Origin of the sequence: Corynebacterium simulans (assembly GCF_001586215.1) — a bacterium.
GTDB classification, from domain to species: domain Bacteria; phylum Actinomycetota; class Actinomycetes; order Mycobacteriales; family Mycobacteriaceae; genus Corynebacterium; species Corynebacterium simulans.
In genome coordinates this window covers 427,949-440,731 of record NZ_CP014634.1, presented here as the reverse complement: position 1 = coordinate 440,731, position 12,783 = coordinate 427,949, and the positions used below count along the sequence as shown (strand labels likewise).

The 12,783-nt window shown below is 59.3% G+C and carries 11 protein-coding genes and 1 pseudogene; 8 read left to right on the top strand and 4 right to left on the bottom strand.

The window, feature by feature from the left end; genetic code table 11:
• Positions 1-2: 2 nt before the first annotated feature.
• On the bottom strand, positions 3-1,076 hold the full coding sequence (locus tag WM42_RS02040; RefSeq protein ID WP_062035506.1) for a DNA recombination protein RmuC: 1,074 nt from the start codon (positions 1,074-1,076) through the stop codon (positions 3-5).
• Positions 1,077-1,122: 46 nt separating this feature from the next.
• Positions 1,123-2,652, bottom strand: coding sequence for an AI-2E family transporter (locus WM42_RS02035; RefSeq protein ID WP_062035505.1), 1,530 nt, complete (start codon positions 2,650-2,652; stop codon positions 1,123-1,125).
• Positions 2,653-2,699: 47 nt separating this feature from the next.
• Here WM42_RS02035 and ychF point away from each other — a divergent pair, with 47 nt between their 5' ends.
• Both ychF and WM42_RS02025 read left to right on the top strand, forming a co-directional pair.
• Complete coding sequence (gene ychF, locus WM42_RS02030; protein ID WP_061921651.1) at positions 2,700-3,785, top strand: redox-regulated ATPase YchF; 1,086 nt, start codon at positions 2,700-2,702, stop codon at positions 3,783-3,785.
• A gap of 279 nt (positions 3,786-4,064) precedes the next feature.
• Entirely contained in the window at positions 4,065-4,973 is a 909-nt protein-coding gene (locus tag WM42_RS02025; RefSeq protein ID WP_062035504.1) for a cation diffusion facilitator family transporter, read from the top strand.
• Here the strand turns inward: WM42_RS02025 and WM42_RS02020 are convergent.
• Both WM42_RS02020 and WM42_RS02015 read right to left on the bottom strand, forming a co-directional pair.
• Positions 4,970-5,962: a winged helix DNA-binding domain-containing protein gene (locus tag WM42_RS02020; RefSeq protein WP_062035503.1), complete on the bottom strand. Its 993-nt coding sequence runs from the start codon at positions 5,960-5,962 to the stop codon at positions 4,970-4,972. The genes WM42_RS02025 and WM42_RS02020 overlap by 4 nt on opposite strands.
• Positions 5,963-5,995: 33 nt before the next feature.
• Complete coding sequence (locus WM42_RS02015; RefSeq protein ID WP_062035502.1) at positions 5,996-7,543, bottom strand: succinic semialdehyde dehydrogenase; 1,548 nt, start codon at positions 7,541-7,543, stop codon at positions 5,996-5,998.
• Positions 7,544-7,897: 354 nt separating this feature from the next.
• Between WM42_RS02015 and WM42_RS13815 the strand changes: the two are divergent.
• The 6 genes and pseudogenes from WM42_RS13815 (at position 7,898) to WM42_RS01980 (ending at position 12,698) form a co-directional block, all read left to right on the top strand.
• Positions 7,898-8,205: pseudogene (locus WM42_RS13815) on the top strand (D-arabinono-1,4-lactone oxidase).
• A gap of 43 nt (positions 8,206-8,248) precedes the next feature.
• Positions 8,249-9,322: a GTP-binding protein gene (locus WM42_RS02000; protein WP_062035499.1), complete on the top strand. Its 1,074-nt coding sequence runs from the start codon at positions 8,249-8,251 to the stop codon at positions 9,320-9,322.
• Positions 9,323-9,389: 67 nt separating this feature from the next.
• Positions 9,390-10,586 (top strand): MFS transporter, encoded by a 1,197-nt coding sequence (locus tag WM42_RS01995; RefSeq protein ID WP_082787611.1) that lies wholly within the window; start codon positions 9,390-9,392, stop codon positions 10,584-10,586.
• Positions 10,587-10,744: 158 nt separating this feature from the next.
• Complete coding sequence (locus tag WM42_RS01990) at positions 10,745-11,416, top strand: hypothetical protein (protein WP_062035497.1); 672 nt, start codon at positions 10,745-10,747, stop codon at positions 11,414-11,416.
• Complete coding sequence (locus WM42_RS01985) at positions 11,416-11,883, top strand: hypothetical protein (protein ID WP_062035496.1); 468 nt, start codon at positions 11,416-11,418, stop codon at positions 11,881-11,883. Before WM42_RS01990 ends, WM42_RS01985 begins: the two co-directional genes overlap by 1 nt.
• 173 nt (positions 11,884-12,056) lie before the next feature.
• Entirely contained in the window at positions 12,057-12,698 is a 642-nt protein-coding gene (locus tag WM42_RS01980; RefSeq protein WP_062035495.1) for a pentapeptide repeat-containing protein, read from the top strand.
• Positions 12,699-12,783: the final 85 nt, after the last annotated feature.

Genomic DNA, 12,783 nt, shown 5'->3' with positions numbered 1-12,783 from the left:
AGCTATTCCCCAAAGCGTAGGTGCCGCGGTTCTGCCTCGATGGGGCGCGGGGAGACTGGCTTTTTATCGGTGCGTGCTGGGATCTCTAGCTCGTAGAGCCTGCGTGCAGTAACCCCCACGCGTAAATCCAAGGAGCCGAGACTGGAGTTGAATGCTTCGACAGCTTTTTCAAGGCTGCGGCCGACTTTCTCATAGTGCTCGTTGAGAGTGCCTAGCCGCGCATAGAGCTCGCGGCCAAGACGTTGCACCTCGCGTGCCTTCTCGGAAATGTCTTCGTGCCGCCATCCCAGTGCCACGGTGCGCAGGAGCGCGAAGAGTGTGCTTGGCGTGGCGATGACGATGTTGCGCCCGAAAGCGAACTCGAGCAGCTCAGGATCGATGCTCAATGCGGCGTCTAGGAACGGATCCGCCGGGACGAAGAGCACTACGAACTCAGGAGTGGGAGAGAAGGCCTCAATGTAATCGCGATGGGAGAGTGCTTGAACATGGTTGCGTAACAGGTGTGCATGCCGGCGGAGGTAACCTGCGTGCTCCTCTGGATCTTCGGTGTCCATTGCGTCCAAATAAGAAGAAAACGGCACCTTGGCATCGACAGCGATGTTGCGCCCACCTGCTAGATGCACTACGAGGTCGGGGCGTACGGATTTTCCGTTGAGTGTTGCTGTTACTTGGGAATCGAAATCCACGTGTTTGGTCATGCCGCCGATTTCCACGACGCGTTCTAGTTGCATCTCGCCCCAGCGGCCGCGGACGTTGGGGGAACGCAGAGCGCCCACGAGCTTGTCAGTGCGATCTGTCAGCCTGGATGAAGTCCGGGTAACAGCCTGGACTTGGCTCGATAATGCTGCTAGGGCAGTGGCGCGGTCTTCCTCTAATTCCTGCAGTTTGAATCCCAAGCGGTCCATAGCTTTCTCTAAAGGCGCAAGCTCCGCTTGCCGGCGTTGCGATTCCTGTAGCGCGCGATGCTCATCGCTGGGGCGCGCGGAATTGCTGCGGTATTCGCGCAGCAGCCAGCCCAAAATGGCGCCGATGAAAAGACCTAGAAATAACAAAAGCACGGGCAAGGTGGTAGACATAGCCACCACCTAAGCACGTGCTCCGGACATTGCTGTTTGTCTTGGCCTAATCTTCGCGTCGTGGATGCAACAGATGTTCGACGCGCGACATAGCTTTTTGTACGCCACCTCGAACAACGCGCATCTGCGTGCCGCGGGAAGCAGGCGCTTCTCCCTCGCCCGCACCAGTAGGGCTGGCATCCATATCGACCGCAGCGTCGAGGTGCGGACTATTGCCGTGATTAGCAACATCGGTAGGAGCGGCCTCCGGGGCGGCGTGGTCCGGCATCTCCAACCAGGCCTCCCGCTTATGATCGCCCTGCTCTTGGGTATAGCGGCCAATGAGGAAGCCTGCCACCGTGGCAAAATGCATATCCTCTGCGGTTTTCTCGCCAGACTGCAGCATCATCATGTCCTGGAAGTAGCGATACGCCACAGCGAACATTGCGGCCGCTGGCACAGCCAAGAACGCACCTACGAGGTTAAAGAGAGCAGAGCCCACAGTAACGGAAGTCAGTACAACGACGGGGTGCAGGTTCATCGCCTTGGATTGCAACCAGGGGGAGAGCACGTTGCCCTCAAGCTGCTGGACCAAGAGCACGAGCGCCAAGACCAACAGTGCTTTGGTGATTCCCAAGGAGACTAAGGCGATGGTCACCGAAAGCGCGCCGGCGACGATAGCGCCAACAAAGGGAATAAAGCCCGCAACGAAGGTGATGATGGCCAGCGTTAGTGCCAGCGGGACCCCGATGATGGCCAAGCCAATGCCGATGAAGATGGCGTCGACTAGCGATACGAGCGCCTGGGCACGCACGAAACCGCCCAGTGTGTTCCAGCCTCGGGTGAGCAGTTCCGTCAAATGCCAACCGGTGCGCCGGCCCGTGGCTTCACGCAGCCATGGCAGGAAGCGGTGACCGTCTTTCAGGAAGAAGAAGGTCAAGACCAAAACCACCATCAAGGTCACGATGATGTTGGTTGCCTGCCCAATACCGTTGAACACGGACCCCGCAATGGTGCCGGCCTGCTTTTGTGCCCAGGCGGCGATCTCATCGATGTAGGTGCCGATCTGATCCTCATTGAGATTCAGCGGCGGCTGCTGGACCCATAGGCGCAGTGCCTGAATGCCGTTGGCTGTTTGCAAATAAAGCGTTTGGGATTGCCGCACGAAATTCGGCGCGATGAAAAGAAACAGCGCGCCCAGTGCGCTGAAGGAAACCAAGATCGTCAACGCCGCTGCTAGCGAACTTGGCACATGGTGGCGGCGCAGCCATCGCGTGATCGGAGCCAAAACTGTGCAGATGATGAGAGCCAACAGGATAGGCAGGATGCCGCGCCAGAGGTTGCCTGCGATGCGGAAGAGTGCATAAAGGAAAAGGCACATGACGAACAGGCGCAGTGCCCATAGGGAAGCAGACTTAATTACCTCGCCGACTACAACGGAACGGTCGACTTGGTCTCCGGGTGGGTGAGGGGAGACGTCGTCAAGCGCTGCGGCATCAACAGACTCGTCAAAACGATCGCCGAGCCCAGCGTGGTCCGGATCCGAGTGGTGACCGGATGGCGGCGTGGATGATGAGGAAGGCGAATGAGAACTCACCCCACCATCTTGCCTTAAAAAACCTTGGGTGCGTTAGGATTGCCCCTGTGAGTCTTACACTTGGAATCGTTGGCCTGCCTAACGTTGGCAAGTCCACGCTGTTTAATGCCCTGACCCGTTCTGACATTCTGGCAGCGAACTACCCGTTCGCCACCATCGAGCCGAACGTCGGCCTCGTTGAGTTACCAGATCACCGTCTTAACCGCTTGGCGGAGATCTTTAGCTCCGAGCGTATCTTGCCGGCGACCGTGTCCTTCGTGGACATCGCCGGAATCGTCGAAGGCGCATCCAAAGGTGAGGGCATGGGTAACGCCTTCCTTGCCAACATCCGTGAGGCAGATGCTATCTGCCAGGTCGTGCGCGCCTTTGCCGATGACAACGTCATCCACGTCGATGGCAAGGTCGATCCTGCCCACGATATTTCCGTAATTAACACCGAGCTCATCCTGGCGGATCTGCAGACCATTGAAAAAGCCCTGCCGCGACTGGAGAAGGAAGCGCGCAAGAACAAGGAGCTGGCTGAGACCGTCGAGGCCACCAAGAAGGCACAGGAAATCCTGGAGGATGACCGCACGCTCTTCGCCGCTTCCAAGAATGGCGAGATCGACCTCGCACTGGTTCGTGAGCTTCACTTGATGACGGCGAAGCCGTTCCTGTACGTGTTCAACTCCGACGAAGCAGTGCTTACCGACGACGCGAAGAAGGCCGAGCTCGCCGAGCTCGTCGCCCCGGCAGAGTGCGTCTTCCTCGATGCACAGACTGAGACCGAGCTGCTTGAGCTCGACGAGGAAGAGGCAATGGAACTGCTCGAGTCCGTCGGCCAGACCGAGCCTGGCCTGGCAACTCTGGCTAAAGCAGGTTTTGCCACCCTCGGCCTGCAGACCTACCTGACCGCAGGCCCGAAGGAAGCGCGTGCCTGGACCATCAAGCAGGGCGCGGCAGCTCCTGCCGCAGCAGGCGTCATCCACACCGACTTCGAAAAGAAGTTCATTAAGGCTGAGATCGTCTCCTTCGATGACCTGGATGCCGCCGGCGATATGGCCACTGCCCGTGCTGAGGGCAAGGTCCGTCAAGAAGGCAAGGAATACATCATGCAGGACGGCGACGTCTGCGACTTCAAGATTGGCGGCTAGCGCTCGCCTGAGATTAAAGCTGTAGTCTCAGCATTGCTTGAGCCGCCGAGTTGTTGGCAACTTGGCGGCTTGCTAACCTAAAACCTCCTGAAGGGGAGTAGCTCCTCCGCGGCCCCCATGGCTGCGGATGGATGGTCGACATACTGGTGCCTTTGCGCCCGGCCACCCAGCTTGCGAAATTCGTGAGTGAGCGAGACCTTCGGTCCGTAGTTCCTACGTCGACCGATTGTCCCCGTTGTTGGATGCTCGGTTGGCGCCAAACTAACCGAAGGTATCTGTATGGCACTTCCTTCCGAGCAGCTCCTGCTTGAGCGTTTCATGAAGCTGTCCATCGCGACGGCTGTTCTCACCATTGTCTTAAAGGTCCTTGCGGCCATGCTTACTGGCTCCGTCGGCTTCCTGTCTGACGCTTTGGAATCCGGAGTCAACCTCGTTGCTGCAGTAGTGGGCTTCATCGCCCTTCGCATTGCTGCGAAGCCGGCTGACGCGAACCACCAATTCGGCCACGGCAAGGCCGAATATGTTTCCGCGTTGGTAGAGGGCGCGATGATCTTCGTCGCCGCAGCACTCATCATTTATACCTCTGCATTGCGCTTGCTCAACCCCCAGCCTTTGGAACAGCCAGGCATTGGTTTGGCGCTTTCGACGCTAGCTTCGGTCCTTAATCTGGCTGTCGGTCTGGTGTTGCTGAAAGCGGGCAAGAAATATCGTTCGGCAACGCTTCAAGCTGACGGCCATCACTTGCTGACTGACGTGTGGACTTCTGTTGGCGTCCTCGTGGGCATCGCGCTGGTTGCCCTGACGGACTGGCTGTGGCTCGATCCGATGGTCGCTTTTGCAGTGGGCATCAACATCCTGTGGACCGGTTACAAGCTGCTCAAAGAATCCTTGAGCAGCCTGCTTTCCGAGTCCTTGCCCAAGGAAGAGCACGCTGAGCTTGATGCGCGACTTGCTGAGCTTGAGGATGAATTCGACGTGTTGTTCACGTCCCGTCGTACCATCGCATCGGGCCGCCAGCGCTTGGTCTATCTCACCATGGACGTGCCTGGCGAGTGGACAGTTCTTGCGGCCCACGACATCGCGGATCGCATCGAGGACAACATCGACGAGCTTTTTCCAGGCGCCGAAGTGTTCATCCACGTCGAGCCCGCCGGCACGGTGCATCGCCGCATCTTGCGCATGCCTTAAGCGGGTTCACGCAGGCTAGCCACGGCCATACCGTTTTCCATCACCCACGGCCAGCTAAGCCCGTTCTTGGTGAGAATATCTGGGCGTAATTCATCGGGCAGAATCCACTCCTTGTTGGCGTAGCCCAACAAGTATTCGTCGAAGGCGGGAAGCTCGAGCCGCAGCGCCAATGCGACCGAGATTTCCTCTGCGGTCACGTCCTGCTGCCATGGGCTGAGCCAGAAGGTTTCGCCCTCGTGCTCAGCCCGCACCAATCCGGAGTTTTCGAGGGCCTTGGCTGCTTGGCCTTTGGCGAGCATGGTCCACCAAGCTAGGTCGGCGGCACTCACCGGACCATGTCCATTGACGTAGCGCAGTGCTAGCTCGCGGAGCGGCTCCTCCGGTTGACGTTGCTCGACGGGGAGGACATCGACGTGCATGAACGTTTCCTGCTTGCCGTGCTTCGGTCCTTGGACGAGGTCGCCCGCGCCACCGAATGCGCGCAGCAGGTGCGATCCACGGCCGCCATCCGGAGCGATGCCAACTGACCGGAAGATCTCGTAGGCCTCGGCGCGGGTTAGAGTCGGCGTCGTGCTTTTAAGGGCGGCGTCGTGAAGTGCGGCGTGTGCGCGGTTAAACAGGTCTTCGTCGAGGCCCAACCCTGGGCGCCGGGCTTGCTGGCTGCGTTCGACACGGGGATAGAGCAGGCGGGAGATCCAACGCACGTCGGCAGCAGGCATGAAGTGGACCGTGCCGCGCTGCGGCCAACAGCGCACGACCTGGAACTCATCGATGGCGTCGAGCACTGCGGCATCGTCTGGTGCTGCGGATCCTTGGGTGCTGCGCAGGGCTAGCGCTCGCACGCCCGCGGCATAGTTCTGCCCTTGGACTGCCAAGAGGTGTTCGGCCGCAGCCAGCGGTGAAGTGTTGGCTGGGCGCGCCGCCGAAGGGGCCAGGCCCTGGGCGATGAGGCGGCGGGCGCGAAGTTCAGGCAGCGTTAGATGGAGCATTGCTTAAACTTTATTCGGACTTTCTTTATGCTGCTACAAGCGCAGCGCCTTCATGGCCGCCATGCCCGTGGTGATGAGCTTCTGGAAGCGCTGCGGCGGCAGTAGCTCCGAGGGCGCCAGCGGGTGCAGCTTTTGCTCGGCTACGGTGCGCTCATTTGCCCACAAACGCATGCCGGTAATACCGTGGCGGTGATTGAGGCCGGACTCCTTTACGCCGCCACCCGGGGCGGCAATAGAACCATATGCTGCGGCAAAGCCCTCGTTGATATTGACCATGCCCGCTTCTAGCTGGGAAGCAACCTCCCAGCCGTGGCGGGAGCTGCCCGACCACACTGAGGCGCATAGGCCGTAGTTCGTGTCATTTGCTGCGTGGATGGCAGCAGCATCAGAATCGACCTCGTACACCGCCAACACTGGGCCGAAGGTCTCGTTAGCGAAGAGCTCCATTTTCTGCGTTACCCCAGTGAGCACCGTGGGCTCAAAGAAAAACGGACCGAGTTCCGGGCGATGCTTTCCGCCGTAGACAATGGTTGCGCCCTTGTCCACAGCGTCGCGCACATGGGCTTGGACGGCGTCGAGCTGCTTTTGCGAAGTCAGGGAGCCGATAGTTGCGGCATCGGAGAACGCTGCGCCCAGTCTCTGTTCGTCGAGGGCTTTCGTAAGCGCAACGAGGAAGTCTTCATAAATGTCCGTGTGCACGTAGGCACGTTCGGCGGACATGCACAGTTGGCCCGAGGACGAGAAGGCCGTGCGCACGGCGCCGCGAGCGGTGGGCTCAAGGGGGGCGTCGTCAAGCACCAGCATTGGATTCTTACCTCCGAGCTCCAACATTGTGGGGATGAGACGTCCGGCCGCCTGGGCAGCAATGGACTTGCCCACCTTGGTGGAACCGGTAAAGGAAAGACCGTCGACGAGGGGGATCAAGGCGTCGCCCACCTCCGCGCCGTTGCCTGGTACTAGCTGCCAGGCAGCCTCCGGAAGGCCGGCTTCAATCGCCAGCCGGCGGACCAAGATTGCCGTCAGCGTGGTCTGGGAATCAGGCTTGTGAACCACAGAGTTGCCAGCAGAAAGCGCCGCCAGAACGTCGCCCACGCCCAAGGAAAGCGGATAGTTCCACGGGGAGATGAGCTCCACGACGCCCAGTGGGTAGTGCTGGGTGCGCGTCTTGGTGAGCACCGGCAACGCGCCGGGATGTCGCTCCGGACCAAAGGCCTTGCGTATGTTCACGCCATAAAAGCGCGCGCAGTTATAGAGATCCATCACCTCGTCGTAGGCGTGCGAGCGGGACTTGCCGTTCTCAGCCTGAATGAGGTCGAGGATGAGCTCTTCATGTTTCCGGATTAGGTCGTGGAGCTTGAGCAGTATGCGCCCGCGATTGCCCTGGCCTACCCCGGCCCGTGCGGTGGTAACGGCAGCGGCGACGTCCTTGGGCGTGGCCGTGGGGAAGGAGAAAAGCTCTTCGCCTGTAAACGGCATGAGTGCTGTGTGTTGAGCGCCGGAACCGCGCACGTCGCCTACCGGGTTGGTGGCCAGGAAATCAGAGACGCGCGGCGGGAGATGAGCACTAGTGAAGGTTTTCATGGAGTCTATAGTGCCAGAAATTGATTGTGATATGTATCGCAATCATGGTGCCGGTGTGAGTAGCATGACTTTATGGCAACGCTTTCAAAAATTCCGAGCCCGCAGCTCCGAGAAACTATCGCGCCACTCGTCAGGGCCGGCGAGGCGGCTGCCCCTCTTGGTGTCATTGACATTGCCGCTTTCGACTTCAACGCGGAACAAATGGTGACGCGTGCGGGTGGGCTTCCCATCCGCGTGGCGTCAAAGTCGGACCGCGGCGCTCACTCATCCGCACTCCCGCGAAGTCGACCACTGGCGGACGGGCCTGAAGCGATGCGAGAAATCCGACGTTTAATTGATGCACAGGGCTGACAGATTGCTTTCCCGCTGGAGCTACGCACCACGGCACCTGACGACGTTGCGCTGTCTACCGCCAACGGCCGCGAGTCGATGTACATCGCGTTCCACGTCCCGCGTTTCAAAACCCATACGAGTACATGCCAAAGGTGGAACCCATTCTGAAGGCTGCCGGCGGCCGCCCACACTGGGGCAAGATGAACACCTTGACGCGGGCAGACTTCTCCGCGCTGTATCCGCGCTTCGACGAGTTCTGTGCCCTGCGTGAGGAACTGGACCCGCAGTGGCGCTTTGGTTCTGATTACACGCGGAGGGTCTTCGGTTAGGGCGTAGTTGTCTCCGTAATTGAAAACCATTATCATTTGCGGAATGACTACACCCGTGACTGTTCTTTCTGGATTCCTGGGCAGCGGCAAGACCACCGTGCTCAATCACCTGCTGGCTAACCGTGAAGGCCGCAAGCTCGCCGTCATCGTCAACGACTTCTCCGAGGTCAATATCGACGCGGCGCTCGTTGCAGGGGAGGGCCACCTCGAACGCGGCGAAGACCGTTTCGTGGAGCTGTCCAACGGCTGCATCTGTTGCACCCTGCGTGAGGACCTCATCGACTCGGTTGCGCGCCTTGCAAGGTCAGGCAAATATGACCAGATCATCATTGAGTCGACCGGCATCTCCGAGCCGATGCCGGTTGCCGCCACTTTTGAGTGGGAATTTGAAGACGGCTTCAAGCTGCAGGACTACGCGAACATTGATACCATGGTTTCTTTGGTCGATGCTTCCACGTTCATGGACCAGCTCCGGCGGGGCCGCAGCCTTGTCTCACAGGGAATCGAAGCGACTCCGGAAGATGACCGGACCATCGCGGACCTTTTAGTGGACCAGGTTGAGTTCGCCGACCTTATCTTGATTACCAAGACCGATCTCGTCGACGCGGAGGAGACCGAGCGGGTCATCGCTACCGTCAAGGCTATGAACCGCCGCGCCAAGGTGGTGCCGGTGACCAACGGCGTCATCGCCACCGAGCTCATCCTCGATGCCGCCCTTTATAACCCCGCTACCGCCGCGACCTATCACGGCTATGCCGAGGAACTGGCCAATCCGCACACACCGGAGACTGAGGAGTACGGGATTTCTTCCGTGGTCTTTCGCTCCGATAGGCCGTTCAATCGTGAGCGACTGCTCAAGGCGCTGCGCGCGAGTACCGGGCTGGTTCGCTCCAAGGGGTATTGCTGGATCGACACGGATCTGCGCGTTGCCCACGCTTGGCAGCAGGCAGGCCCCAACCTCCAGATCCAGCCGGCCTCACTGTGGGCCTCCAACGGAGTGACGCCGGGCTCTGAGGTCGTGCTCATCGGTGTGGAGTTCAATGCGGAGGAGACGCTGCGCAACTTCGAGGACGCAGTGCTTTCCGACGCCGAGGTAGCCGCTCTGCTGCCCAGCTAGTGCCATGTGCCGATTAAGGGTCTGATACCGTTTTAGGGTTGATTTTAACTCCATATGCTTCAAGAAGGTGTTTCCTACGTCCGCTGAGCAGAAACTCATCACCCCAACATTCGTCTTTGCATGGCTGGTTAATTTTGCCCAATTCATGGTCTTTTACCTGTTGGTGACGATCATGGCTTTGTATGCGGTGCAACAGTTTGGTGCATCAGACACGGCGGGCGGCTTTGCCTCCAGCTCCTTCGTGGTCGGTGCGACCATTGCGCGACTGTTCTCGGGATATCTGGTTGATGCGGCAGGACGTAAAAAGTCCCTCTTGGTCTCGTTGGTTCTCGTGACCGTGGCATGTGCCGCGTATTTTGTTGCGCACTCGTTGGCACTGCTTATCGTCGTGCGCATCATTCATGGCCTGGGGTATGCGGTGGCGTCGACTGCCGTCATGGCCGTGGCGCAGTCCGTCATTCCTGAACATCGCCGTGCTGAGGGTACGGGCTACTTTGCCTTGGGAACTACCCTTGCCACCGCTTTTGGCCCGGCGGCAGGACTGGCTATCGTCGGTGCGAGTGGCTACAACACCATCTTCGTTGTGGTGCTCAGCCTCACGGTATGTGCCGTGGCTTTGGCACTGGCACTCAAGATTCCTACGCAGGAGCGCCCCAGCGTGACCTTTAGCCTGGCCAACATCGTCCACCCGGCGGTCGCACCCTTTGGCTTCTTCATGCTTCTCATCGGCGTTGCTTATGCAGGCATCATCACGTACCTCAACGCTTATGCTGACGCGTCCGACCTGGCGACGGGCGCCAGCTTCTTCTTCATTGCTTATGCGATTGTCAGCCTCGCGATGCGCTTTGTCTTGGGCCGTGTCCAGGACCGCCACGGCGATAACGTCATCTTCTACGGTGCGCTCGCTTCGTTCATGATTGGTCTCGTGGTGCTTGCTATCGCAGTAGCTGACTGGGAGGTCGTCATCGCGGGTGCTTTGGTTGGCTTGGGCTATGGCTCCATCATGCCGGCGGCGCAAGCGGTGGCCGTGCGCCTCGTGGCTCCGCACGAGATGGGCGCGGGTATTTCGACGCTCTTCTTACTCCTCGACATCGGAATCGGCTTTGGCCCCGTGGTCTTGGGCATGCTGATTTCTGCGCTGGGCTACTCCGCTATGTATTGGGTGCTCGCCGCAACCGTGGCCTTGGCGACGGTGCTGTACTACTTCGTGCATGGTCGGCGCGCATACGGCGAAACAGTGCACGTTACGGCTGCCACTGCTTAGCTCCTCGGTCTGCGGCTGATGCAACACAGCCGTTTCTTAGCGCTTTGCGCAGCGTGAAACTTCAGTGCGGAAACTCCTGAGGCGGACGTCACAGTAGTTATTTACACTAGGCGGCACATGGTCAACGGCTTTGTAGTTATACGCGACAGGAGACTGCCATGAAAAAGCCCGATACTTTCAATTTTGCCCCGTTGGTCGGAGTGGCGCTAGCAAAGCCGCGTCCGCTCCAGCTCAAGATTCGCAGCCGCAAAAAGCTACCGCATCTGGAGGCGCATACCCTAGACATCGCGCCTTTCAGGGGAGCACAGTTGCAGATGACGATGAGAGAGCTCATCGACTTCGCTCCTGCCGAACATGGCATCATCGATGGCAAGAGCCTTTCCGCGCAAGAGGTGGATGAGCTGCGTCTCCAGGCCCGCACTCAACTCGAATCCGCGCGTCAGTGGGCCGAAGAAAAATACGGCGTTGCTCCTGCCACGCCTGTTAACAGCCAAGAGGAGCCTTACTACGGCACCATCGACGCCGACCTGCCAGAGTTCGTACTTCGTGCATGCGGCGAAATCTACGAGGTCAGTGGGGAACTGCCAGCAGGCAAGCGTGCCGAATTCTTGGATGCCCGCTATTGCAAAGACGATCCCCGTGGAGCGTGGCTCTCGCTGCACGGTAAGCCAGGACCTAACGGTTTTGTCCTCAGACCTAACTTTGCTTACCGCCCGGCATGGTCGGTACAACCTAGCCCGCAGCAGTGGGCGGCCGACATAGAGACTTTCCCGCGCACCGCGGAATGGATTCCCGATTGGCTCGTGATTCAACTCCAGGAGGCACAGTAATGACTTTCGTTGACACTATCGACTGGGCGAGCCATGACCCGGAAGCCGTATTTTTCGATGCATCGCGTGTCCGTGATACTGCCGAAAGAGTTGAGGCTCTCACGGCGATGCTTGAGTTCGGTTGGGCACCGCCAACCAAGCTGCTGCCGGAGCTGGCGGACAACCCAGAGCTCTGCGCGCAGGACGCCCTAGTCATCGAAAAGCTCATCGCTGCAGGCGCCGATCCCAACGCTGTCAATCGCTTTGGCGAAACCGTCTGGGTGCATTTGGTTCACTCTTTAGCGTCGGATGAGGAGCAGTGGCCGGTGTACCAAGCGTTGCTGACTGCTGAGCCGGACCTTCAGATCAGCGCACGAAGCCTGTTCAATCCACTGCTCAACAAGCGCCACTTTGGCCTCCTCGCCTTGTTGCGCCCTTATCTTCCTGCACAATCGATCAGCGTCCCAGTCGATCCCGCGACTTTGTGAGCTTCCGCGTCGCTGCTGTCTTCGCGCCAGTTGCAGCCCTTCTCGTTCTTGTCTGGATGCTTGCCCAGACAATCGGGGCACGTTCGTGGATGCCGGAGTTGGTGCTGCGTAAGCTTGCGCCTATAGAACACAACGCGTAAATGAATAAAACACAACCAACAAGGAAGTAAGCAGTGACTCGCCGGATCGTCCAAGCGCCCCAACTATCTTCGTTGCACCTGGAAGTGCGGGAAGGCCTGGGACTGGACGCGAGGGGAGTGTTTGAAAACGAGTGGTTCTCCGGCGAGTTTGAGCGCAACCTTCAAGGGATGTCACTGACTGGGTGCATGGTTGCTGATTCCTCACTCGACGGAATCGACCTTTCCTCGTCCACTTTCACCGAGTGCGAGCTGACCGGCCTCGATGCGCCGGGATGGAGGATGGCGCGCACCGTGCTTCGCGACGTCGAGGTGGCTGATTCCCGCTTTGGCGCTGCAGACTTCGCCGAAGCGGACCTCTTTTCGGTGAAGTTCTGCGGGTGCAAGTTCGCCTGGACTAACCATTCTGGTGGAACATTGCGGGATGTCCTCTTTGAAGACTGCGTATTCGACGAAGTCGATTTGTCCCAGGTGCAGGCCCAACGCGTGGCCTTCCGGGGCTGCCGCGCGCGGACCCTGCGGGTGGATGCGGCGCGGATGAAAGACGTGGACTTCCGCGGCCTCGACTTCGACGCTATCTCTGGTGTGGGTTCCCTCAAAGGCGCGGTACTCACTAACGAACAGGCTATCCACCTGGCACCTGCCATGGCGGCCTTTCTTGGGGCGATCGTCGACTAGCACACAGCCCACCGCCGACCGGCACCGACCAGTCCGACCGGCACCGAGAGTAACCGAAGCAAAACGAAGAAGGCACCCCACTCAG